Genomic DNA, 22,154 nt, shown 5'->3' on the forward strand with positions numbered 1-22,154 from the left:
CGCTCGCGTGAGCGAGGCGACCGGGGTGCCCGCCGACTTACTCGGCGGGTTCCTGTCGGTTCTGGCCGCGTCGGCCGCCACCGGCAGGCTGCCCGGCCGCGCCGACATTGACGGCCTGCGTGAGTGCGGCGCCCTCGCCGCCGAGCGCGGCATCCCACTGCGGGTGCTCGCCGACGCCTGCCTGCACGCCGCCGAGATCACCGCAGGCGGTGCCTTCGGCGCCGTACGCCGCGGCATGGCCGCCTACATCGAGGGGTACGAGGAGGCCCAGCGCGCCGCACTCCGGCAGGAGGAGGAGGCCCGCCGCCTGTTCGTCGACGACCTGCTGCAGGGGAGGGCGGACGCCGAGCGGGCCGAGCACTTCGGCCTGCGGCTCGCCGGGGCGTACGTCGTGACCGTGGCCAGGCCGGGCACCCCGGTGGCGCCGGGCGACCCGCTGGCCGCGAGGATCGAGCAGGCGCTGGTGGCGAGGTTCGGGTCGCACAACATCCTGGTCGCCGTCCGCGACGGCCTGCTGGTGTGCGTGTCCCCGGGCGCGCTGACCGCCGCGAGCGGCGAGTTCACCCACCACGTACGCTCCGCGCTGACGACCTGGCGGGCGGGGGTGGGCCGCCCCCACCAGGGCCCGGGCGGCATCGTCACCTCCTACCGGGAGGCGGTCAACGCGATCGACCTCGGCGAGCGGCTGGGCCTGCGGGCCCAGGTGCTGAAGGCGGCCGACCTGCTGGTCTTCCCGGTGCTGCTGCGGGACAGGGAGGCGATCGTGGACCTCGTCTCCACCGTGCTCGGGCCGCTGACCTCCGCCCGCGGCGGGCCCGAGCCGCTGCTGGAGACGCTGGAGGCCGTCTTCGCCTCCCAGGGCAACCACACGGCGGCGGCGCGCAGGCTCGGCGTCAGCACCCGGGCGATCACCTACCGGCTGGAACGGATCCGGAGGCTGACCGGCTTCTCGCCGAGCGACCCCACACAGCGGTTCACGCTGGAGACGGCCGTGCTCGGGGCCCGCCTCCTGGAGTGGCCGGCCCACCCCCTGGTCTGATCGAGGCATCCCCCGCCACCTTCAACGTATAGGGGACGGGGGGACTTGCGGCAAGGCCCCGGTGACGGCGCACAATCGGGGGCCGTGAGCCGGGCCGTCCCAGGGTGGACGCCGCACCGAGCGGCGAGCACGCTCACGTCGTCCATGCCATCCCAGGGGAGTGCACATGCGCGTGCTGTTGTCCACGATCGGAACGCGAGGGGAAGTCCAGCCGATGGTGGCGCTGGCCGTGGAGCTGCGGGAACTCGGGCAGGAGGCCCGCCTGTGCGTGCCTCCCGACTTCCGCGACTGGATCGAGGGCCTCGGATTCCCCGTCGTGCCCATCGGCCCAGAGCTGCGCCCGACCGCGTCGGCCGCCCCACGGGTCCAGGCCCCGCCCACACCCGAGCAACGCCTGCGGATGATCGAGGGCACGGTCGCCGTCCAGTTCGCCACGATCCCCGCCGCGGCCGAGGGCTGCGACGTCATCGTGGGTGGCGGGGCCATGTCGATGGCCGCACACTCGGTGGCGGAGCGGCTGGGGATCGGCTACGTCTACGTGAGCTACTGCCCCGTCACCCTGCCGTCACCACACCACGCACCCGTGCCCGTCTGGGGGCAGACGCCGGCGGACGCGACGGCCGGCAACCGCGCGCTCTGGGCCGAGGACGCGCGGCGCTGGAACGGCACCGCCGGCGCCGCGCTCAACGCCCACCGGGCCGCGGCCGGGCTGGCTCCGGTGGCGGACACGCGAGGTCACATGTTCACCGACCGGCCCTGGCTGGCCGCAGACCCGACGCTTGCGCCCTGGCCCGAGCCCGCGGACATCGGCGTCGTGCAGACCGGCGCCTGGATCCTGCCGGACCGGCGCCCGCTGTCGCCGGAACTGGAGAAGTTCCTCGACGACGGCGAGCCGCCCGTCTGCGTCGGCTTCGGCAGCGTCCACGCTCCCCGGGACATCGCGCAGGCGACCGTCGACGCGGCCCGCGCGCTCGGACGCCGCGTGATCGTGCTGCGCGGCTGGGCCGGCCTGTCCCCGGCGGACGACGAACCCGATTGCCTGCCGATCGACGAGGTCAACCAGCAGGCGCTCTTCCCCCGGGTCGCCGCCGTCGTCCACCACGGCGGCGCGGGCACCACGACCGCCGCCGCGCTGGCCGGGGCGCCCCAGGTCGTCCTGCCGCAGCACTACGACCAGCACTACTGGGCGGGGCGGGTCGATGATCTCGGGATCGGGATCGCCCACCCGCCCGCCGAGCCGACCGCCGGGTCGCTGACCGCGGCTCTCGGCCAGGCCCTCCACCCCGGCGTGGCGGCCCGCGCCGGAGCCGTCGCGGGCGAGGTGCGCACCGACGGCGCCGCGGTCGCCGCGCGGCGGCTGATCGCCCTGGCGGCCTGAGGACGGTTCCCCGTGGTGCAGGGGCTCAGCGGTTCAAGGGCTCAGCGGTTCAGGGGGTCGGCGGTTCAGGGGATCAGCAGCAGCTTGCCGGTCGTCCGCCTGCCCTCCAGGTCGTCGTGGGCACGCCGGGCCTCGGCGAGCGGGTAACGCTGGGAGACGTGCACCTTCACCGCGCCGGAGGCGACCCAGCCGAGCAGGTCGTCCGCCCGCGACAGCAGCTCCTCGCGGGTGGCCGTGTAGTGCGCGAGCGTGGGCCGGGTCAGGAACAGCGAGCCGCCCGAGTTGAGCCGCTGCGGGTCGACCGGCGGGACGGGCCCGCTGGCCGCGCCGTACAGCGCCATCATGCCGCGCGGCCGCAGTGACGCGAGCGACCCGTCGAACGTGCTCGCCCCGACCCCGTCGTAGACGACGTGCACCCCGGCGCCGTCGGTGATCTCCCTGACGGCCTCGGGGAAGCCCTCGTAGCCGACGACCTCGTCGGCGCCCGCCTGCCGGGCGAGCTTCTCCTTCTCGGCGCTGGAGACCGTGCCGATCACGCGGGCGCCGCGGAGCTTGGCCATCTGAACGAGCAGCAGGCCCATGCCGCCGGCCGCCGCGTGCACGAGCACGTCGTCGCCCGACCGGATCGCGTACGTGGAGTGGGTCAGGTAGTGGGCGGTCAGCCCCTGGAGCAGCACCGCCGCGGCGAGGTCGGGCGACAGCCCCTCGGGCAGCCGGACCACCTTCTCCGCCGGGACCACGGCCTTGGTGGCGTACGAGCCCATGACGCCGGCCCAGCCGACCCGGTCGCCGGGCACGACGTCGGTCACGCCGGGCCCGACGGCCGTGACGGTCCCGGCGCCCTCGTTGCCGGGCACCAGCGGGAGCGGCAGCGGGTAGCGCCCCTCGCGGTGGTAGACGTCGATGAAGTTGACGCCCGTCGCCGCCACCTCGACCAGCACCTCACCGGGGCCGGGCTCGGGGTCGGGCCGTTCGGCGTACTCCAGCACGGAGGAATCACCGTACGCGGGGACGACGATGGCATGCATGCGCGGCTCCTGTTGTCTTCGGCTCGGTTCCTGTCGTCCCCAACCGGCCCGGCCGTATCCGTTGTTCCCGTCCCCGGAAAGCTCAGAAGCCGGTGAGAGTGATCTTGCCGATCGCGCTGCCCGATTCGAGGACGCGGTGGGCCTCACGCAGGTTGGCCGCGTTGACAGGGCCGAGGTCACGGGTGGCGGTGGTGGTGACGACCCCGGCGTCCACCAGCCGCGCGACCCGGTCGAGGATGCGGCGCTGGTTCACCTGGTCCGGCGTACGGAACATCGAGCGGGTGAACATGAACTCCCAGTGGAAGGAGATGCTCTTCGCCTTCAGGACGCCGATGTCGAGGGTGTCGTGGTCGTCGATGGCGACGATCTGGCCGAACGGCCTGAGGATCTCGGCGTACGCCGGGAGGTTCCGGTCGGTGCCGGTCGTGCTGAAGACGTGGGTCACGCCCTCCGGGGCGACCTCCTTGAGCTGCTCCGCCAGCGGACGGCGGTGGTCCACCACGTGGTGGGCGCCCATCCGGCGCGCGAACTCGACGGTCTCCGGGCGGGAGGCGGTGCCCACCACGGTCAGGCCGGTGAGCGCGCGGGCGAGCTGCACCGTGATCGAGCCCACGCCGCCCGCGGCCGCCGTCACCAGCAGCGTTCCGGTTTGATCGAGGGCGTCGCCGCGCAGGCCCAGCCGCTCGAACAGGCCCTCCCAGGCCGTGAGGGAGGTCAGCGGCAGCGCGGCGGCCTCGGTGAAGGAGAGCGTGGCCGGCTTGTGGCCGACGAGGCGCTCGTCGACCGCGTGGAAGCGGGAGTTCGCGCCTGCCCGGTCGAGCGCCCCGGCGTAGTAGACCTCGTCGCCGACCTCGAAAAGCTCCACCTCGGCGCCCACGGCGACCACGGTGCCGGCCGCGTCCCAGCCGAGCACCCTGGCGTCGCCGCCCGGGTCCGCGTTCTGGCGGACCTTGTAGTCCACCGGGTTCACGGCGACGGCCTCCACCCGGACCAGCAGATCGCGCGGGCCGGGTCGCGGCACCGGCAGCTCCACGTCCAGGAGGCTTTCCGGGTCGTCCACGGGCAGGTTGCGCCGGTAGGCGACGGCGGGCATGGTCCCGTTCTGGTTCTCGGTCATGTCTGTCCCTTGCGCTTCATGGATTGTGTGCCGGGGCGCCGGTCGTACGGCCCGGCGGCATGACCCGCACGGTATCCACCGACGCCTGGTTACCCGCAAGGGATACGAGTACCCATCGGGAACCATCGAGGTGAGAGGGCTAGTCCGAGCCGGGGAAGCGGTCGATGTTCCGCTCCACCCACGTCCGCAGATGGGCGAGCGGGACGTTGGCGTCCCTGCCGAGCGGGGTGAGGCTGTATTCCACGCGCAGCGGCACTTCCGGGTACACGTCGCGGTCGATCAGCCCGTGGTCCTCCAGGCGGCGCAGGGTCTGGGTGAGCACCTTGGGGCTGACGCCCTGGAGGCGGGCGCGCAGCGCGCCGAAACGCTGCGGCCCGTCCTCCAGGGCGCCCAGGGCCAGCGCGCTCCACTTGTTGGCCAGCAGGTCGAGCATGTTGCGGCACGGGCAGGCGGCCGAGTAGACGTCCTTTGGATCCTCGCAAACGGTCTTCATAGTGTGAAGATACCCAAAGGGAACTAACTACCGTTAAGTAACTGCCCCGGGTGGGAGACCAACCGGCGCAGCAGCGGCAGGTCGACGCTCTCCAGCGTCGGCACCGCCGTCACACCGCTGACAGCGCCTGAGGAGCCGACCATGATGACCGCGCACCCGGCGGACCGGGCCGAGGCGACGCCGGTCGGGCTGTCCTCGATCGCCACGCACGCGGCCGGGTCGACGCCGAGCCGCGCGGCGGCGGCCAGGTACGGATCGGGGAAGGGCTTGTTCCTGGCGCTGTCGCCGGCGGCCACCGACAGCCGGAAGCGGTGCCCGCCGACGGTCCCGAGCACCAGGTCCACCACCGGCCGTGGGGACGCGCTGACCAGCCCGGCCGGGATCCCGGCCGCGCGCAGGGCCTCCAGCAGCGCGACCGCACCGGGGAGCGTGGTCACCCCGCTCTCGATCCGGCCGGTGAACGCGTCCGTCAGCATGGCCTCGACGGCCCGCGCCCCGGGACCCCCGGTGGTGTCCAGGGCGGCTGCGATGCGCAGGGCGGCGTCCTCGACCGAAAGGCCGAACAGTGCCTCCCGATCGGCTTCGCCGAGAGGAGTGCCGAGGCCGTCCGCGACCTCCACGCAGGCGTCCCACCACAGGTCCTCGGTGTCCACCAGCGTGCCGTCCATGTCGAACAGGACCGCCGCCGGGCCGCACTCCCTAGACGACATCGGGTTCGGGGACCGGCGCCGCGGCTCCGGTCTCCGGACGGGCCGACACGAGCACGGGCCGCTCGACCAGCCCGACCCGTACGGCGGTGCCGGGGGCGAAGCGCGCCGAGTCGTGGCCGGGGACGTCGGCCAGCACCTCGGTGCCGTCGCCCAGCCGGACCCGCAGGCGGGCGGTGGAGCCGCGGAACGACGACACCATGACGATCCCGTCGCCGCCGGCCTCCGGGGTGACCAGCACGGCCTCGGGCCGCACGAGCACGTCCGCCCGCGCGGTGTCCGGCGCGGGGCCCTCCACGGGCAGCGTCTGCCCGAGCACCGTGACCCGGTCGCCCGACAGCAGGCCGGGCAGGTGGTTCATCGCCCCGACGAACTCGGCGACGAACGCGGTCGCCGGCCGGTCGTACAGCGTGGCGGGGTCGGCGACCTGCTCCAGGCGGCCGTCGCGCAGCACGGCGACCCGGTCGGCCATCGACAGCGCCTCCTCCTGGTCGTGCGTCACGAAGATCGTCGTGATGCCCAGGGAGAGCTGCAGGCGGCGGATCTCCTCGCGCAGCGTGACCCGCACCTTGGCGTCGAGCGCCGACAGCGGCTCGTCCAGCAGCAGCACCCTGGGCTCCAGGGCGAGCGCGCGGGCCAGCGCCACGCGCTGCTGCTGGCCGCCGGACAGCTGGTGGGGGTAGCGGTCGCCGACCGAGGGCAGGCCGACCAGCTCCAGCAGCTCCTGCGCGCGGGCGTGCCGCCTCGCGGCCGGCACCTTCCGCACCCGCATGCCGAAGCCCACGTTGTCCCTGGCGTTGAGGTTGGGGAAGAGGGAGTAGGACTGGAAGACCATGCCGGCGTCGCGCCGGTTGGCCGGCACCCGCGTGATGTCCGCGCCGTCCACGAGGATCTCGCCCTCGTCGGGCTGCTCGAAACCGGCCAGGCAGCGCAGCGCGGTGGTCTTGCCGCACCCCGACGGGCCGAGCAGCGCGATCAGCTCCCCCGGCTCGACCGTGAGGTCGAGCCCGTCCAGCGCGACCGTGCTGCCGAACCGCCGCCGCAGGCCGCGGAACTCGACCCGGGCGCCGTTCATGATCCACTCCTTTGCCTCGCGCCGGCGGTCGACAGGGCGAGCAGCAGCAGCCAGGTGATCAGCAGGCTGAACACCGAGACGGCCACCGACACCTGCGCCTGCGAGCCGGAGATCCGGTAGATCCAGTTGGGGAAGGTCTGGAAGCTGAGCAGCCGGGCGATCGTGAACTCCCCGAGAACCAGCGCCAGCGTGAGGAACGACGCGCCGGCCATCGCCGACCGCATGTTGGGGATGATCACCCGCAGCAGCACGTGGGGCCACGACGCCCCGAGGTTCCTGGCCGCCTCCGACAGTGTGCGCACGTCGATCGCGCCGAGGCCCGCGTCGAGCGAGCGGTAGGCGAACGGCAGCGCCAGCACGACGTAGGCGAGCACGAGCACCACCGGGAAGTCCGGGTTCTGCACCGCGATGATCGTCTGGTAGAAGGGCGTGCTCGCCAGATAGTCGGGCCCCCACCGCAGCACCGTGCTGATCCCGGCCACGAACGTGATCGGGGGCACCACCAGCGGCAGCGTGCAGATCACCTCGAGCACCGGCCGCAGCCCCGGCGCGCCGAGCCGTACGGCCACCGCGGCGGGCAGCGTCAGCAGCAGCACGAGGACGATCGTGGCGACCCCGAGCCCGAGCGACAGCAGGAGGCTGCCGCCGAAGCCCTCGGCCGAGAAGATCTGGCCGTACGCGTCGAGCGAGAAGCCCTGGTCGGGCACCTTCACCGTGAAGACGAACGACGCGATCAGCGGGACGAGGAAGTAGACGGCGGCGAGCGCCAGGACCACCCCTCGCCACACGCGGGGACGTGCTGCCGTCGCGCTGCGTTGCCGCGGCCGGCCGGACCGGGCGGCGCCGGGCACCGTCCCGGGAGTCACCTGTGTGGTGACTTGGGGGGTCAGCGAAGCCATCGAGCGCTCCTTCGCTGCAGCGGGAGGTAGACGGCCATGACCAGGCCCGCCACCAGGATCATGTCGAGGCTGAGGGCCAGCGCGACGTTCTCGTGGCCGATCAGGACGTTGCCGGTGAGCGCGTCGGCGATCTTCAGTGTGACCAGCGGGACGGTGGACCCGACCATGGCCTGCGCCGTGGCGTAAGCGGAGAACGCGCCGCCGAACAGCAGCACGACCCCGCCCAGCAGCGCCGGGGTCAGCACCGGCACCCCGACGTACCGCCAGAACTGCCAGGTGCTCGCGCCGTTGTTCTGCGCGGCCTCGCGCCACTGCGGGCGCAGCCCGTCGAGCGCGGGCACGACCGTGAGCACCATGAGGGGGATGGAGAAGTACAGGTAGACCAGGGTGAGCCCCCAGAAGTTGTACAGGCTCCACCCGTGGTCGCCGAGGCCGAGCGTGGTGGTGACGACGCCCGAGTTGCCGAGCGTGGCGATCCATGCGAAGGCCAGCGGCACCCCGCCGAAGTTGGCCAGCACGCCGGAGGCGGTCAGCACCGCCTCGCGCAGTGCCCGGAACCTGGAGGTCACCACGGCCTGGGCGAGGAAGGTGCCGAGCACCCCGCCCAGCACCGCCACGAGCGCCGAGATCTTGACGCTCCCGATCAGCGCGGTCAGGTACGCGCCCTGGAGCGACTCGGTGATGTTGGCGGTGCTGAGCGTGCCCTCCTTGGTGAACGTGCCACCGAGGAGGACCAGCATCGGCACGCCGAAGACGATGACGACGAAGACCAGCAGCGGCAGGGCCGCCCACCGGCTCTTCGATCGCGTACGGCTGTCGCGCACGGTCTCAGCCCGAGACCGCCGCGCCCCACCCGCTCGCCAGGGTCTCCTTGGCCTTGTTGACCTGGTCGGGAGTGGGGAAGGAGGGGGTGCCCTCGACCTTGGGGAGCTGGGCGACCATGGCCGCGTCCGCGCTGCCGTCCTGCTGCATGGAGGGCAGCAGCACCGGGCGGGCGTAGCCCTTCAGCCAGAGGTTCTGGCCCTCCGGGCTGTAGAGGAACTCCTGCCAGAGGCGGGCGGCGGCGGGGTGCGGCGCCCACTTGTTGATCGCCTGGGCGTAGAAGTTGGCGTACTGGCCGTCCGAGGGGATCGAGATCTTCCAGTCCACGCCCTTGGACGAGAACTCCTTGGCGTAGCCGGCCTGCAGGTAGTCCCAGTCGAGGGTGATCGGGGTCTCGCCCTTCTCCACCGTGGCGGGGGTGGCCTCGACGGGGTTGAAGTTGCCGTTCTCCTTGAGCTTCTTGAAGAAGTCGATGCCGGGCTGGATGTCGTCGAACGAGCCCTGGTTGGCGAGCGAGGCGGCGTACACGCCGGCGAAGGCGGCGCCGGCCTTGGTCGGGTCGCCGTTCAGCGCGACCATGCCCTTGTAGTCGGGCTTGAGCAGGTCGGCGAACGTCTGCGGGCAGGTCTTGACCCGCTTGGCGTCGCAGCCGATGGAGATGTAGCCGCCGTAGTCGTAGTACCAGGCGCCGCTCGCGTCCTTCTGGCCTTCGGGGATCTTGTCCCAGCTCTGCACCTTGTACGGCGCGAACAGGCCCTCCTGGGCGCCGCTGAGCGCGAAGGCGCTGCCGAGGTCGAGCACGTCGGGGGCGCGGTCCTGGCCCTTGAGGGTCTTGACCGCGTTGATCTCGTCCTGGCTGGAGCCGTCGGGGTTGTCGCTGGTGATCTTGATGCCGTACTTGGCCTCGAACGCCTTGATGACCTCGCCGTAGTTGGCCCAGTCCGGCGGCAGCGCGATGGTGTTGAGCCGCCCTTCCTTCTTGGCGGCCTCCACCAGCTTGTCCAGCCCGCCGAAGTCCTGGGCCGAGGTCGCGGTGGCCGCCGTGGAGCCGGCCGACTCCGAGCCGCCGACGGCGGTCGTGGGGGCGGCGCCGCACGCCGCGATCACTGAGGTGGTTATCGTGAGCGCGGCCACGAGGCCGGCGGTACGCGTGGACAACTTTGTCCCTCCCACTGAGGTGCGTGGATCGAACGTAGGCGAACTTGTACGAACAAGCCAGAGCCAGTAAGTCGCATATCCATGTCAGTGGCGTGAACGGAAGGGCTCAGCACGATGGCGCGCTACGAACGGATCGCGAGTGACCTTCGGGACGCCATCGTCGGGGGGGACTATCCGATAGGCGCCCAGCTCCCCTCCGAGGCTGAGCTGGCCTTACGGTATTCGGCCGCACGCGGGACCGTCCGCCAGGCCGTCGCCCTGCTCGCCGCCGAGGGGCTGGTCGGGTCCCGGCAGGGCGCGCGGCGCATCGTGCTCGGCAGCGAGCGCAGCCAGAGCTTCGCCGAGTTGCACAGCTTCGCCCAGTGGGCACGGTCGATGGGCTACCGCGCCGGCGGCACCGTGCTGTCCTCCCTGCGCCGCCCGTGCTCGCCCTCCGAGGCCGTACGGCTGTCGCTGGAGCCGGGGGAGGAGGTGCTCGCCGTGCTGCGGCTGCGGCGGCTCGACGGTGAGCCGGTGCTGGTCGAGCGCACCGTCTACGCCGGCTGGATAGCCTCCGCCGTCGAGCGGCTCGACCCCGACTGCGAGTCGGTGACCCAGGAGCTCTACGAGTCGGTCGGCCTGGTCTTCGCGTACGGCGAGCACCTGATCGACGCGGTGGCGGCCGGCAGCGAGGACGCCCGGCTGCTCGGCGTGCGGCGGGGCAGCCCCCTGCTGCGCCAGCGCCGCGTCACCACCACCCAGGAGGGCCGGCCCGTCGAGTGCTCCGACGACCGCTACCGCGCCGGCAGCGTGACCTTCAGCATCCGCAACTCCACCTCCGCCAATCCCCTCGTCCGCCGCGCCGGCGACTGATCCGCCGCCCTCAGGGGACCAGGTAGGCGCTGTCGCGGGCGTCGGTGACGGCCATGTGGCCGGGCGCGTGGCCGATCGCGAACGGCGGCCGCGACCGCATCACCGCGGCCTGCGGCGTCACCCCGCAGGCCCAGAAGACCGGCAGCTCCCCGTCGCGCACCTCGACCGGGTCGCCGAAGTCCGGCGTGCCGAGGTCGGTGATGCCGAGCGCGGCGGGGTCGCCGACGTGCACCGGCGCGCCGTGCACGGCCGGATAGCGCGAGGTGACCCGTACGGCGGTCGGCACCAGCTCGGCGGGGATCGGGCGCATCGACACCACGAGGGGCCCGGAAAGCTCGCCCGCCGGAACGCACGGCCGGTCGGTCAGATACATCGGCACGTTCGTGCCCGCCTCGATGTGGCGTATCGGGACGCCGGCCTCCAGCAACGCGGCCTCGAACGTGAAACTGCAGCCGATGAGGAAGCCCACCAGGTCGTCGCGCCAGTACGACGTCACGTCGGTGACCTCGGCGACCTGCTCGCCGTCCCGATAGACGCGGTAGGCGGGCAGATCGGTGCGCAGGTCGCCGTCGAAGATCGACGCGAACGTCTCGCCCGGCTCGGTGACGGCGAGCACCGGGCAGGGGCGCGGGTTGCGCTGCGCGAACACCAGGAAGTCGTACGCCCTGTCCCTCGGCAGCGCGATCAGGTTGGCCTGCGCCCATCCCGCCGCCCAGCCGGAGGTGGGCGTGACCAGCCCTCCCCGGAACAGCTCCCGCGCCTCGCGCGGGGTCAGACGTGCGGGGTCGGTCACCTTCGTCCGTTCCATCACGGTCTCCTCGAAAGTCAGTGGAATCGATGGCCGCCGGCCACCCGGAAACGAATGCGCTGCCCGGGGCGGGCCTGCGCCGCCCGGTCGACGTGGTGATCGCGCACCACCGCGATGACGGGATATCCGCCGGTCACGGGGTGATCCGCGAGGAAGAGCGTCGGCTGTCCCGACGGCGGCACCTGCAGCGCGCCGGGGACCATGCCCTCGCTCGGCAGCTCCCCGTCGCGCGCGCGTTCCAGGCGCGGCCCGCGCAGCCGCATGCCGACCCGGTCGCTGTGCGCGGTCACCTCGTACGGCTCGGCGCACAGGGCCGCCAGCGCCCCGGGCTCGAACCAGTCGTGGCGTGGTCCCGGTATCACGTCCAGCATGAGGACGCCGGGCTCCGGCCCGGGCACCGGCTCTGGCACCGGGGCGAGATCGGCCACGGGAAACTCCGCCGGCGCCGGCCCGACCGGGAGCACCGATCCGGGTGCCGGACGTTCCGGGCCGAGCCCGGAGAGCAGGTCGGTGGCCCGTGACCCCAGCACCTCGGGCACGTCGATCCCGCCGCGGACCGCCAGATAGGTGCGCAGCCCGCGGGACGGCACGCCGAGTCGCAGCGTGGCCCCGTCGGGCAGGCGCTCGACCGACGCGTGCCCGATGCCGCGCGTGCGCCCCTCGGCGTCGGTGACGGTGGCGGGGCAGGGCGCGCCGGTGAGCGTCACGAGCAGGTCGCCGATGGCGCGCACCCGCAGCCCGCCCAGAGTGACCTCCAGGCAGGCGGCGTCCTCGGGATTGGCCAGAAGGCGGTTGGCCAGCCGCAGCGCGCCGCGGTCCGCCGCGCCGGAACGCCCGACGCCGAGATGGCTGTGGCGGCGGCGTCCCAGGTCCTGCACGGTCGTGAGGGGACCGGGAGCCAGCACCAGCAGCGCCCGCCGAAGCTCGCTCACAGTGCCCCGCTCACAGTCGCCTTGCTCACAGTGCCTCGCTCATGGTCGCCTCGCTCATGGTCGCCTCGCTCATGGTCGCCTCGCTCATGACGCCTCCGTGAACCGCACCCGGACCCCCGGGCGCAGCAGAGCGGGCGGGTCGGCCGCGATGTCCCACACCACGGTCTCGGTGCGCCCGATCAGCTGCCAGCCGCCCGGCGACTCGCGCGGGTAGACCCCGCTGAACTCTCCGGCGAGCCCCACCGCGCCGGTGGGCACGCGCACGCGCGCCTCCGGCCGCCGGGGCACGGCCAGGCGGGGGTCGCCGCCGATCAGATATCCGAAGCCGGGGGCGAACCCGCAGAAGGCGACAGTCCAGGGTGTTCCGGTATGCGCCGCCACGACCTCACGTTCGGTGAGCCCGGTCAGCCGGGCCACGTCGGCGAGGTCGTCGCCGTCGTACACGACCGGGATCACCACCTCCTCGGTCGTCGTACGGCGGCCTGCGGCCGGCCGTACGGCCAGGACGGCGGACTCCACCGCGGCGTGGCGCGCCGGCGGCTCGAACCGGACGAGCAGCGTCCGCGCCGCGGGGACGATGTCGACGATTCCCGCCGGGGGGTCGGCCGCGAGGGCGTCGTAGAGGGCGACCACCTCCTCGAGACGGCCCACCTCGACCAGGACCGCGTGCTCACCGCAGCGGTGCAGCCGTGCGTTCACGGTTTCTCCTCGGCGAAGGGCGCCAGGTCGATGCCGTTCGCCTTGAGCGCGTCACGGACCTCGAGGGCCATGGCGACGGCGCCGGGGCTGTCGCCGTGCACGCAGATCGAGTCGGCCGTGACGGTGAGCGGTGTCCCGTCGACGGCCTCGATCGGCTCGCCCCTGGCCATGCGCACGCTGCGCTCGGCGACGCGGGCGGGATCGTGCAGGACGGCGCCGGGCACGCCGCGCGGCACCAGCGTGCCCTCGCGGGTGTAGGCACGGTCGGCGAAGCATTCCGCGACCGTGGTGAGGCCGGCCCGGCAGGCCTGGCGCAGCCACGCCGAGCCGGGGAGGCCGAGCACGGGCAGGCCGGGGTCGTAGGCCCGCACGGCCGCGACCACCGCGGCGGCCTGCGCCTCGTGGTGCACGATCGCGTTGTAGAGCGCGCCGTGCGGCTTGACATACCTGACCTTGGTGCCCGCCACCCGCGCGAAGGCGTCCAGGGCGCCGATCTGGTAGATGACGTCGTCGGCGAGTTCGACGGGCGGCACGTCGACGAAGCGCCGCCCGAAGCCCGCCAGGTCGCGGTAGCCGACCTGGGCGCCGATCACCACGCCGCGCGCGGCCGCGGTCTCGCAGGTGCGCCGCATGATCACCGGATCTCCGGCGTGGAATCCGCAGGCGACGTTGGCGCTCGTGACGATCGACAGCAGCGCGTCGTCGTCGCCGAGCGTCCACTGGCCGAAGCCCTCGCCCAGGTCGGAGTTGAGGTCGATGCACATGGTGTTGTAAGACACGTCAGCTCCAGAGCGCGCTGATCCCGCTGAGGGAGTTCCAGCCGAGGTAGATGGTCAGCGCCCAGGCGAGCACGCCGACGCCGAGGAGCCAGACCGGGTAACGGTATCCGCCCATGAGATCACGGCGGCGCGCGGCGACCCAAAGGATCACGGCCAGGCCGACGGGCAGGATGAGGCCGTTGAGCGCTCCGGCGAGGATCAGGAGGTTGGCCGGGGCCTTGCCGAGGAGGAGGAAGACCGCGGTCGAGACCAGGATGAAGGCCACCGTGATCCACGAGCGGTAGCGGTCCATCCGGGGCGAGAAGCTGGCGAGGAACGAGACCGACGTGTACGAGGCGCCGATGACCGAGGTGATGGCCGCGGCCCACAGGACGACTCCGAACAGTCGCAGGCCCAGCTCGCCCGCCGCGCTCCGGAAGATGTCGGCGGCCGGGTTCGCCGCGTCCGCGGCGAGCCGGAACCCTCCGGCGACCACGCCGAGCGCGGCGAGGAAGAGGATCACCCGCATGACCCCGGTGACCAGGATGCCGGTGACCGAGCCGCGGGAGATCTGCCCGGCGTTCTCCGGCCCGGTCACGCCCGCGTCGATGAGCCGGTGCGCCCCCGCGTACGTGATGTAACCCCCGACCGTGCCGCCGATCAGCGTCGTGACGGCGAGGAAGTCGACCGTGTCGGGCAGGACCGCCTGCCGCAGGGCCTCGCCCACCGGCGGGTGGGAGACGATCGCCACGTACAGCGTCAGCGCCACCATCACGACGCCGAGGACGACGACGATCCGGTCCACGGCGACCCCGGCCCGCCTGCTGAGGAAGATGGCGACGGCGATCAGGGCGGATACCGTGCCGCCGATCTTGACATCGACCCCCGCGAGGGCGTTCAGGCCGAGTGCCGCGCCGCCGACGTTGCCGATGTTGAACACCAGGCCGCCGAAGGCCACGAGGACGGCCAGGAGATATCCCGAACCGGGCAGCACCCGGTTGCCCAGCGTCTGGGCGCGCATCCCGGAGACGCCGATCACCCGCCAGACGTTCAGCTGGACGGCGATGTCGACGAGGATCGACGCGACGATCACGAACGCGAACGCCGCCCCGAGCCGGGCCGTGAACGTCGTCGTCTGGGTGATGAAGCCGGGGCCGATGGCGCTCGTGGCCATGAGGAACATCGCGCCGAGCAGCGCCGAGCGCGGTCCTCGGCTCCCGATGCCCGCAGGTGAAGCGGTGTCCGCGGGTGAAGCCGCCTGGATCTTGGGGGGTTGACTCATGGGAGACTCCTTTGCTCACCTCCCGCGAAATTAGAGGATTGTTCAACGATTCATCAAGCCCCTTGTAGGTTACTTCCGCGCTACAACTGGGTGTGATCACGCGAAGTCCGATGGTGATCGCGGAAATCAGGTGACATGTCGCGGCCTAAGCTGGGAGTGATCTGACGGTCGAGAAAGGGTTACGGCGATGACGGCGATGGCTGACTGGGCGGCACGGTTGAGCGCGGCTCGGCCGGTGCTCGATCGGGCCAGCGCCGCGGAACTGGTCGCCGACGTCCTGCGGGAGAACGTCATCGACGGCTCCCTGCCCCCGGGCACCCGACTGTCGGAGGAGACGATCGGGAACCTGCTCGGCGTCTCCCGCAACACGCTCCGAGAGGCGTTCAGGCTGCTGTCGCACGAGAACCTGCTGGTGCACGAGCTGCATCGCGGTGTCTTCGTCCGCAAACTCGCCGCGGCCGACGTGGCGGACATCTACGCGATGCGGCGCATCCTGGAGACGGCGGGCGTGCGGGCCGCGGTCACGGCCCCGCCCGAGGCCGTACGGGAGGTGCGGCGCCACGTCGACGAGGGCCAGGCGGCCGCGGAGAGCGGCGACTGGGCGGCCGTCGGCACCGCCAACATGCGCTTCCACCGCGCGATCACCGCGCTGCTCGCCAGCCCGCGCGTGGACGAGACCATGGCGCGCCTGCTCGCCGAGCTGCGGCTGGCCTTCCACGTGATGGGCGAGCTCAGGACCTTCCACGAGCCCTACCTGGAAGACAACGCGCGCATCGCCACGCTGCTGATAGACGGCGACCACGAGCGGGCCGAGCGGGAGCTTGTCGCCTACTTCGACACGGCGGAGGCCCAGCTGCTGGCCGCCTACGCGGAACGCGGGGTGTGAGCTCCTCGCCGACGCCAGGCCCCCGGTGACGCCTGGGCGCCAACGTCCTGCACCGGGCCGGGGGAGCCGGCCACCTGTCGGGCGGTCGGTGGACGTACGGGGACGTTTCCGGCGGGTCCGCTCGGGACACCCGGGTGGCCGCCGTCGTCGGGGAGCCGGGGGCGGCGCGCGTCTGGGCGGCGGTGACGGACGCCACCGAACGAGAGGAGCCGCCGTACCGGGGCGGCGGGATCCGGATCGGCGAGTGATCCGCCGGCGGACGCGCTTCCTGGGCTTTCGTTCCCGGAAACGGACCGCGCCGACTTGCGTTCGATCTCCTGGGAACGTATGTTCGAAGTAGCGGCGATTCTGCCCGAATCATCCGCCCGTCTTCCCCCGGGTGGCCACGAAGCCACAGGGAGAAGGAGTCTTGAGCAGACTTTACGGCGATCCGATCGAGGTGTGGGTCCGGGACGGGCATCCTGCCCAGTTCGTCTGGCGTGACCGGCTCTACACCGTCCGCGAGATCCAGGACCACTGGGTGGTCGCCAGGGAATGGTGGAAGACCTCGGACGCCGATCCCGGCGAGCGGCGCTTCTGGCGAGTGGGGGCCGCGGCCGGCAAGGAGGTCGGGACCTATGAACTGCGCTTCGACACCGCCAGCGGCGGCTGGCTCCTGCTGAGGGCCTGGGACTGATGGGAACGCTCCAGCTACCCACGACGTTCGGGGGACGGGCCGCTGGAGGACGGACCGGGGGACGGACGGGGGCGCGCCCGTGACGGAACCCTTCGCCCACCTGCACGTGGCGTCCGCCTTCTCGCTGCGGTACGGCACCGCGTTCCCGTCCGCCCTCGTCCGGCGGGCCGCCGAGCACGGCATGGACACGCTGGCGCTGACCGACCGCGACGGCCTCTACGGCGCGGTCAAGCACGTCATCGCCTGCCACGAGCGGGGCGTCCGCCCGGTCGTCGGCGTCGACCTCGCCCTCGACAAGGGTTCTTCCACGTCGGACGACCTGTTCGGGGGCGGCCTGCCGTCCGCCCGCCCGGCCCACGGCCGCCGTACCGGACACGGACATGGACACGGACACGGACATGGACACGGCCGCCCGGCGGCGGGCGAGCCGGCACGGGTCGTCGTGCTCGCGCGCACCGGCGGCTGGGCCTCGCTGTGCCGCCTGGTCACGGCGGCCCACCACGCGGGGGAGCGCGGCGAGCCGTACGTCACGCCGGGGATGGTGGCCGAGCACGCGACCGGCCCGGACGGCGGGCCGCGGCTGACCGTGCTGCTCGGGCCCCGCTCCGGCGTCGGCCGCGCGGTGGCCGAGCGGCGCGACGACCAGGCCCGGGCCCTGCTGGCCGCCTGGCGCGCGGTGGTCCCCGACCTGGTCGTCGAGGTGTCCGACCTGTACGGCTACCGCGACGCGAACGTCGCCACCCGAATGATCGGGCTGGCCGACTCGATGGGCGTGCCGGTCGTGCTGACCAACGCGGTCCGCTACCTGGACGCCGCCGATCACCAGGTCGGCAACGTGCTCGACGCGGCGCGCAAGCTGGTGCCCCTCGACGGGCGGCATCTCGACGACCCCACCGCCCACGCGTACCTGAAGGACGGCGCCGAGATGGCGCGGGTGGCCGCGCGGATCTGCGGCGGCGACACCGGCCGGGCGGCGCGGCTGCTGGCCGAGACGCGCCGCGTGGCCGAGCGGTGCGTGCTCGACCCCGTCGAGATCGTGCCCCTGCTCGAACCCGAGCGGCCCCGGCTCCACCTGCCGGAGGTCGGTGAGGACCCGGTGCCCCTGCTGCGGCGCCGCTGCGAGGAGGGGCTGGCCCGGCGGGGCCTGGAGCGCTCGGCCGAGGCCCGCGACCGGCTCGCCGCCGAACTCCACGTCATCGAGAGGAAGCGGCTGTCGGGCTACTTCACGTCCGTCGCCGGAATCACGGACATGATCCGGGCGATGGGCGTGCGGTGCGCGATCCGCGGCTCGGGGGCGGGCAGCCTGGTCAACTACCTGATCGGCATCGGCGAGGTGAACCCGCTCGAACACGGCCTGCTGATGGAGCGCTTCCTGTCGGAGGGCCGCAAGGGCCTGCCCGACATCGACATCGACGTGGAGTCGGCCCGCCGCCTCGACTGCTACCGCGCGATCCTGGACAGGTACGGCGAGGAGCGGGTGGCCTGCGTGTCGATGATGGAGACCTACCGCGCCCGCAGCGCGATCAGGGACGTCGGCGCCGCCATGGGCCTGCCGCCGCACGAGATCGACGTCATCGCCAAGGCGTTCCCGCAGGTGCGGGCCAGGCAGATCAGGGCCGCGCTGTCCGACCTGCCGGAGCTGCGCGACAGCGGGCTGAACGACCGGTCGCTGGAGACCGTGTTCCGTCTGGCCGAGCGGCTCGACGGGCTGCCCCGGCACATCGCGCTGCACCCCTGCGGGGTGCTGATCGGCAACTCCACGCTGCGCGACCGCACGCCGGTCGAGCGCAGCCTGCTCGACTTCCCCATGTCGCAGTTCGACAAGGACGACGTCGAGGAGGCGGGCCTGCTCAAGCTCGACGTGCTCGGCGTGCGCATGCAGTCGGCGCTCGCCTACGCCCTCCAGGAGGTCGAGCGGGTCGAGGGGCGGCGGATCGACCTCGACGCCGTCCCACGCGACGACCAGGAGACCTACGACATGATCCGCCTCAGCCGCACGATCGGCTGTTTCCAGATCGAGTCGCCGGGGCAGCGCGAACTGGTCGCCAAGCTGGAGCCGCGCACGATGCACGACCTGATCGTGGACATCTCGCTGTTCCGTCCGGGACCGGTCAACTCCGATATGGTCACGCCCTACCTGGAGACCAGGCACGGCTTCCGCGAGGCGCGCTACCCGCACGAGTCGCTGCGCGAGGCGCTCAGGGAGACCAACGGGGTGGTCGTCTTCCACGAGCAGGTCATGAAGGTCATCGACATCATGACCGGGGCGGGGCTGTCGGAGGCCGACCGGGCGCGCCGGGCCCTCGGGACACCCGAGGGCCGCGAGGCCGTGCGCGCCTGGTTCGTGCCGCTCGCCCGGGAGAACGGCTATGCCCCCGACGTCGTCGAGCGGGCGTGGAAGGTGCTCGACGCGTTCGGCGGGTTCGGGTTCTGCAAGGCGCACGCGGCGGCGTTCGCGCTGCCCACCTACCAGTCGGCATGGCTGAAGCGGCACCACACGGCCGCGTTCCTCGCGGGCGTGCTCACCCACGACCCCGGCATGTACCCGAGCCGGGTCATCCTCGACGAGGCCAGGCAGTGCGGGGTGGACGTCCTGCCCCTCGACGTCAACCGCTCGGGGAAGACCTGGCTGGTCGAGCGGACGGGTCCGGTGGAGGACGGCCCCGGGGAGTTCGGCGGCGGGTACGGCCTGCGGGTGCCGTTCTCGGCCGTCCGCGGGGTGAGCGAGGCCGAGGTGGAGCGCATGGTCGCGGGCCGGCCGTACACCTCGCTGGCCGACTTCTGGGAGCGGGCCCGGCCCTCACGCCCGGTCGCCGAGCGGATCGTGGAGGTCGGCGGGTTCGACGCGCTGCACGGCCTGCGGCCGGGGGAGCCGCGCTGGCGGCCGGGACGGCTGACCAGGCGCGACCTGATCGCCCAGGTCGGCACGCTCGACCGCGGCTCTCCCGTGGGCGCGGCGGGGCAGCTTCCGATGGGGTTCACCGATCGGGTCACGCCCGGCGAGCTGCCGGAGATGACCGAGGCCGAGGCCGTCGAGGCCGAGCTGGAGATCCTCGGCATGGACGTGAGCCGCCACGTCATGGACTTCTACCGCGACCTGCTCGACGCGCTGGGCGTGACGCGGGCCAGGGACCTGCTCCGGCACCGCAACGGTGCGGAGATCCTGGTCGCGGGGGTCAAGGTCGCCACCCAGACGCCCGCGGTGCGGTCGGGGCAGCGGGTCATCTTCACCACCCTGGACGACTCCACCGGCCCGATCGACCTCACGTTCTTCGAGTCGGTGCAGGCGCACACGGCCGCGACCGTGTTCGGGTCGTGGCTGCTGGCCGCCAGGGGAGTGGTGCGGCGCACCGGGGGCCGGGCGGTCTCGCTGCGGGCCGTGCACTGCTGGAACCTCGCCGACCTCGACCACGTGTGGCGCACGCAGGGGCTCGACGCCGTACGCGCCGTGGTCAGCGAGGTGCCCGCGCCCGGCGCCGGCGTGGGCGGACGGCCCGTCGAGTACGGCAACGGCTTCCGGGTGTCGCCCTACTCCGACAACGGAGCCCCGCCGGCCGTACGCGAGGGGCTGTTCCCGGGCCATCCGGCCGAGCCCCAGCGGCGGCTCTGGCATGCCAGCTCCGGCAGCTCGGGACCGTCGCCCGGCCGGTGATCCTGCCCGCCGCCGTCCGTGCGCGCGGCCGGTGCCGCCGCGTGGGGCGTGCCGGACGGCCGTGCGCCGTGGGGGAGGTGAACCGGCGGCCGGGCGGCGGGGCGCGCCGCCCGCTTCTGCCCGGCGCCCGAGTGCCGGGCGGTGACCTCGCGGACCGTCGAGGCGCACAGGAGCGCCGCGACGGCGACCGCGGCCGCCTGCGGCGTGCCGAGGCCGGTCAGCCCCTCCCGCGCCGGGCCCGCGAACACCAGCCCGAGCGCGGCCAGCCAGCTCAGCCACCAGCAGGCGAGGAGAATCAGCCACCGGGTGCGCTCCGCGGGCCCGTCGCCCGGCACCTCCCGCCCGCGGCCACGCGGTCCGTGCCCCGAAGCGCCCGAGCCGTCTGCCCGCCGCGTACGCGCCGACGGGCGATCGCGCCGCCGCACGGGGGTCTCACGCCAGGCCAGGTCCGCGAGGAACGGCGGGACCACGAGGTTGACTCCGGGCACGAGGCACGCCGCGGCGAGCGCGGCGGGCGGCGTGGCCGGGCGCACCTGCCGCAGCCAGGCCAGGAAGGCGAACGCGGCGGCCACGGTGGCGGTGAGCAGCACCAGGACCAGCACGGCGAACGTCGTCGCGGCGCCGCTGACGGCCCGCGCGGCGGGAGAGGCGGGATCGCCGCCGAAGGCCGCGATCTGCGCGGCCAGCCGCCTGCCCCGGGCCTCCTCGAACACGGCGAGCGCGGTCACCGAGACGACCTGGGCGGCGAGGGCCGCGTACACGCCGCCGGCCGCCCGGCTCACCGCTGAGGACGTGGACCGCATCTGTTCTCCCCCCGCGCCGGCGCGTGACCTGCCTCACTCTTATCCCGTCCGCGACGCCGCTAATCCGGCCCCGGCCTGCCGGAGAACATGAGAGGTATACGACACCTGCGGCTTTTGTGCTGCTACGTCGTGATTGGGGGTTGGTGGAATGGTTTTCGGGGCCGAATCCGCTGAAGTACCCGACCACCCTGTGGAGGGCGATCCTCGCCATGTCCGGGGGCCTTCCACCGGCGCCGGCGCCCGGGTTCTCCGCATGGTTCGCCCACTTCCGGATAACGCTCCACGGGATGCTTCGGCGCGCGTCGAAACACCGTGGCCCTAGCCTGCGCGGCACATCCCCTCGCATCCCTGGAGGCCGACGCATGACCGACACCCCGCTGACCGACGACCGCGAGCCCGCGCGGGTCGTGGCCGAGATGATCGACCACGTGCTCCGCCTGGCGGCGACCTGGACCGCCTGGGACGGCCGTCCGGTGCCGTCGGGCGACCGGATCTACACGCCGCACAAGGCGATTCGCCGGGTGGCCGACCACCTCGTGGACCATTTGGCGGAGATCGAGGACCGGCTGGCCGGTCGCGTGCCCCTGCCCGACCACTGGCACGCATCATTGATCACCACGGCTGCCGACCTCGCCCCGTTCACCGAGCAGGACCTCGAGGAGGCCCGCAGCAGGCTCACCCGGCTCGCCCGGATCTGGACGGCCTGCCTGGAGGCGCTGACCCCGGAGCAGCTCGACCACTCGCCGGGGGAGGGCTGGACGCTCCGCCAGGTCGCCTTCCACCTCGGCGGGTCGGTGTACTACGCCGACGCGGTGGGCGACCTGTCCGGGATGGAGTCGCGGGTCCTGTTGCCGGGCAAGCGTGATCTCACCGCCTCCCGGCCCGGCTCCGAGACCTGATTACTCTATCCATCCGGCTGAAAATCGGTTTTCTCCATTTCCGGAATAGGACCATCGCCAAGTGAAGCGCTCTCCCGTGTGTGCCGGATGTATCATTCTTTGCGCATAACAAATGATCGTGATCGAGAAGGCGGTCCGGACACAGGTCTGCCCTCCCTTGGCAGAACGGAAAGCCGAGTCCGCCGCCGGTG

The 22,154-nt window shown here is 72.8% G+C and carries 20 protein-coding genes; 7 read left to right on the forward strand and 13 right to left on the reverse strand.

Features of this window, described 5'->3' with window-relative positions; translation table 11 throughout:
• Nucleotides 1-7 precede the first annotated feature (7 nt).
• Together ABZ857_RS34175 and ABZ857_RS34180 are read left to right on the forward strand one after the other, a co-directional pair.
• Nucleotides 8-1,039 carry a helix-turn-helix domain-containing protein gene (locus ABZ857_RS34175; protein ID WP_357051568.1) on the forward strand — a complete coding sequence of 344 codons (1,032 nt, stop codon included), beginning with the start codon at nt 8-10 and terminating at the stop codon, nt 1,037-1,039.
• 166 nt (nt 1,040-1,205) lie between these two features.
• The gene (locus ABZ857_RS34180) at nt 1,206-2,417 is read left to right on the forward strand and encodes a glycosyltransferase (protein ID WP_357051571.1); all 1,212 of its coding nucleotides are present in this window, start codon (nt 1,206-1,208) and stop codon (nt 2,415-2,417) included.
• Between the two features lie 65 nt (nt 2,418-2,482).
• Here the strand turns inward: ABZ857_RS34180 and ABZ857_RS34185 are convergent, their stop codons facing one another.
• From ABZ857_RS34185 to ABZ857_RS34220, 8 genes are all read right to left on the reverse strand, one after another.
• The gene (locus tag ABZ857_RS34185; protein ID WP_357051574.1) at nt 2,483-3,445 is read right to left on the reverse strand and encodes a quinone oxidoreductase; all 963 of its coding nucleotides are present in this window, start codon (nt 3,443-3,445) and stop codon (nt 2,483-2,485) included.
• A gap of 82 nt (nt 3,446-3,527) precedes the next feature.
• A complete protein-coding gene (locus ABZ857_RS34190; RefSeq protein WP_357051577.1) occupies nt 3,528-4,562 on the reverse strand; it encodes a zinc-binding alcohol dehydrogenase family protein in 1,035 nt (344 codons plus the stop codon).
• Between the two features lie 139 nt (nt 4,563-4,701).
• Nucleotides 4,702-5,055 carry a helix-turn-helix domain-containing protein gene (locus tag ABZ857_RS34195; RefSeq protein WP_357051580.1) on the reverse strand — a complete coding sequence of 118 codons (354 nt, stop codon included), beginning with the start codon at nt 5,053-5,055 and terminating at the stop codon, nt 4,702-4,704.
• Between the two features lie 23 nt (nt 5,056-5,078).
• A complete protein-coding gene (locus tag ABZ857_RS34200; protein ID WP_357051583.1) occupies nt 5,079-5,765 on the reverse strand; it encodes an HAD family phosphatase in 687 nt (228 codons plus the stop codon).
• Entirely contained in the window at nt 5,755-6,837 is a 1,083-nt protein-coding gene (locus tag ABZ857_RS34205) for an ABC transporter ATP-binding protein (RefSeq protein ID WP_357051586.1), read from the reverse strand. The genes ABZ857_RS34200 and ABZ857_RS34205 overlap by 11 nt, the downstream gene beginning before the upstream one ends.
• The gene (locus ABZ857_RS34210; RefSeq protein ID WP_357051589.1) at nt 6,834-7,736 is read right to left on the reverse strand and encodes an ABC transporter permease; all 903 of its coding nucleotides are present in this window, start codon (nt 7,734-7,736) and stop codon (nt 6,834-6,836) included. The genes ABZ857_RS34205 and ABZ857_RS34210 overlap by 4 nt, the downstream gene beginning before the upstream one ends.
• Nucleotides 7,724-8,560: an ABC transporter permease subunit gene (locus ABZ857_RS34215; protein WP_357051592.1), complete on the reverse strand. Its 837-nt coding sequence runs from the start codon at nt 8,558-8,560 to the stop codon at nt 7,724-7,726. The genes ABZ857_RS34210 and ABZ857_RS34215 overlap by 13 nt, the downstream gene beginning before the upstream one ends.
• Nucleotides 8,561-8,564: 4 nt before the next feature.
• Nucleotides 8,565-9,716: an ABC transporter substrate-binding protein gene (locus ABZ857_RS34220; RefSeq protein WP_357051595.1), complete on the reverse strand. Its 1,152-nt coding sequence runs from the start codon at nt 9,714-9,716 to the stop codon at nt 8,565-8,567.
• A 114-nt stretch (nt 9,717-9,830) separates the two neighbouring features.
• Here ABZ857_RS34220 and ABZ857_RS34225 point away from each other — a divergent pair, with 114 nt between their 5' ends.
• Entirely contained in the window at nt 9,831-10,568 is a 738-nt protein-coding gene (locus ABZ857_RS34225; RefSeq protein ID WP_357051598.1) for a GntR family transcriptional regulator, read from the forward strand.
• Nucleotides 10,569-10,578: 10 nt separating this feature from the next.
• Here the strand turns inward: ABZ857_RS34225 and ABZ857_RS34230 are convergent, their stop codons facing one another.
• The 5 genes from ABZ857_RS34230 to ABZ857_RS34250 form a co-directional block, all read right to left on the reverse strand.
• A complete protein-coding gene (locus ABZ857_RS34230; RefSeq protein ID WP_357051601.1) occupies nt 10,579-11,376 on the reverse strand; it encodes a putative hydro-lyase in 798 nt (265 codons plus the stop codon).
• 17 nt (nt 11,377-11,393) lie between these two features.
• Nucleotides 11,394-12,308 (reverse strand): biotin-dependent carboxyltransferase family protein, encoded by a 915-nt coding sequence (locus ABZ857_RS34235; RefSeq protein WP_357051604.1) that lies wholly within the window; start codon nt 12,306-12,308, stop codon nt 11,394-11,396.
• 84 nt (nt 12,309-12,392) lie between these two features.
• Nucleotides 12,393-13,007, reverse strand: a complete 615-nt coding sequence (locus ABZ857_RS34240) for an allophanate hydrolase subunit 1 (RefSeq protein ID WP_357051607.1) — start codon at nt 13,005-13,007, stop codon at nt 12,393-12,395.
• Complete coding sequence (locus ABZ857_RS34245) at nt 13,004-13,771, reverse strand: 5-oxoprolinase subunit PxpA (protein WP_357051715.1); 768 nt, start codon at nt 13,769-13,771, stop codon at nt 13,004-13,006. The genes ABZ857_RS34240 and ABZ857_RS34245 overlap by 4 nt, the downstream gene beginning before the upstream one ends.
• Before the next feature lie 16 nt (nt 13,772-13,787).
• The gene (locus ABZ857_RS34250; RefSeq protein ID WP_357051718.1) at nt 13,788-14,948 is read right to left on the reverse strand and encodes an NRAMP family divalent metal transporter; all 1,161 of its coding nucleotides are present in this window, start codon (nt 14,946-14,948) and stop codon (nt 13,788-13,790) included.
• A gap of 286 nt (nt 14,949-15,234) precedes the next feature.
• On the opposite strand from ABZ857_RS34250, the gene ABZ857_RS34255 reads away from it, so the two are divergent.
• The 4 genes from ABZ857_RS34255 (at nt 15,235) to ABZ857_RS34270 (ending at nt 21,963) form a co-directional block, all read left to right on the forward strand.
• On the forward strand, nt 15,235-15,933 hold the full coding sequence (locus ABZ857_RS34255) for a GntR family transcriptional regulator (RefSeq protein ID WP_357051610.1): 699 nt from the start codon (nt 15,235-15,237) through the stop codon (nt 15,931-15,933).
• A gap of 409 nt (nt 15,934-16,342) precedes the next feature.
• Nucleotides 16,343-16,609, forward strand: a complete 267-nt coding sequence (locus ABZ857_RS34260; RefSeq protein WP_030509646.1) for a DUF6504 family protein — start codon at nt 16,343-16,345, stop codon at nt 16,607-16,609.
• A gap of 79 nt (nt 16,610-16,688) precedes the next feature.
• Nucleotides 16,689-20,261 carry a DNA polymerase III subunit alpha gene (gene dnaE / locus ABZ857_RS34265; RefSeq protein ID WP_357051614.1) on the forward strand — a complete coding sequence of 1,191 codons (3,573 nt, stop codon included), beginning with the start codon at nt 16,689-16,691 and terminating at the stop codon, nt 20,259-20,261.
• 1,165 nt (nt 20,262-21,426) lie between these two features.
• Nucleotides 21,427-21,963, forward strand: coding sequence for a hypothetical protein (locus ABZ857_RS34270; protein ID WP_357051617.1), 537 nt, complete (start codon nt 21,427-21,429; stop codon nt 21,961-21,963).
• Nucleotides 21,964-22,154: the final 191 nt, after the last annotated feature.

This window comes from Microbispora sp. NPDC046933, from assembly GCF_040644635.1.
In the GTDB taxonomy this organism is placed as follows: domain Bacteria; phylum Actinomycetota; class Actinomycetes; order Streptosporangiales; family Streptosporangiaceae; genus Microbispora.

What these genes read in the sequence shown, in the direction of transcription:
- ABZ857_RS34225 (WP_357051598.1), top strand. Translation starts at nt 9,831, where the DNA reads ATGGCGCGCTACGAACGGATCGCGAGTGACCTTCGGGACGCCATCGTC.
- ABZ857_RS34205 (WP_357051586.1), bottom strand. Translation starts at nt 6,837, where the DNA reads ATGAACGGCGCCCGGGTCGAGTTCCGCGGCCTGCGGCGGCGGTTCGGC.
- ABZ857_RS34210 (WP_357051589.1), bottom strand. Translation starts at nt 7,736, where the DNA reads ATGGCTTCGCTGACCCCCCAAGTCACCACACAGGTGACTCCCGGGACG.
- ABZ857_RS34195 (WP_357051580.1), bottom strand. Translation starts at nt 5,055, where the DNA reads ATGAAGACCGTTTGCGAGGATCCAAAGGACGTCTACTCGGCCGCCTGC.
- ABZ857_RS34245 (WP_357051715.1), bottom strand. Translation starts at nt 13,771, where the DNA reads ATGTGCATCGACCTCAACTCCGACCTGGGCGAGGGCTTCGGCCAGTGG.
- ABZ857_RS34230 (WP_357051601.1), bottom strand. Translation starts at nt 11,376, where the DNA reads ATGGAACGGACGAAGGTGACCGACCCCGCACGTCTGACCCCGCGCGAG.
- ABZ857_RS34255 (WP_357051610.1), top strand. Translation starts at nt 15,235, where the DNA reads ATGACGGCGATGGCTGACTGGGCGGCACGGTTGAGCGCGGCTCGGCCG.
- ABZ857_RS34180 (WP_357051571.1), top strand. Translation starts at nt 1,206, where the DNA reads ATGCGCGTGCTGTTGTCCACGATCGGAACGCGAGGGGAAGTCCAGCCG.
- ABZ857_RS34250 (WP_357051718.1), bottom strand. Translation starts at nt 14,948, where the DNA reads ATGTTCCTCATGGCCACGAGCGCCATCGGCCCCGGCTTCATCACCCAG.
- ABZ857_RS34270 (WP_357051617.1), top strand. Translation starts at nt 21,427, where the DNA reads ATGACCGACACCCCGCTGACCGACGACCGCGAGCCCGCGCGGGTCGTG.
- ABZ857_RS34190 (WP_357051577.1), bottom strand. Translation starts at nt 4,562, where the DNA reads ATGACCGAGAACCAGAACGGGACCATGCCCGCCGTCGCCTACCGGCGC.
- ABZ857_RS34185 (WP_357051574.1), bottom strand. Translation starts at nt 3,445, where the DNA reads ATGCATGCCATCGTCGTCCCCGCGTACGGTGATTCCTCCGTGCTGGAG.
- ABZ857_RS34200 (WP_357051583.1), bottom strand. Translation starts at nt 5,765, where the DNA reads ATGTCGTCTAGGGAGTGCGGCCCGGCGGCGGTCCTGTTCGACATGGAC.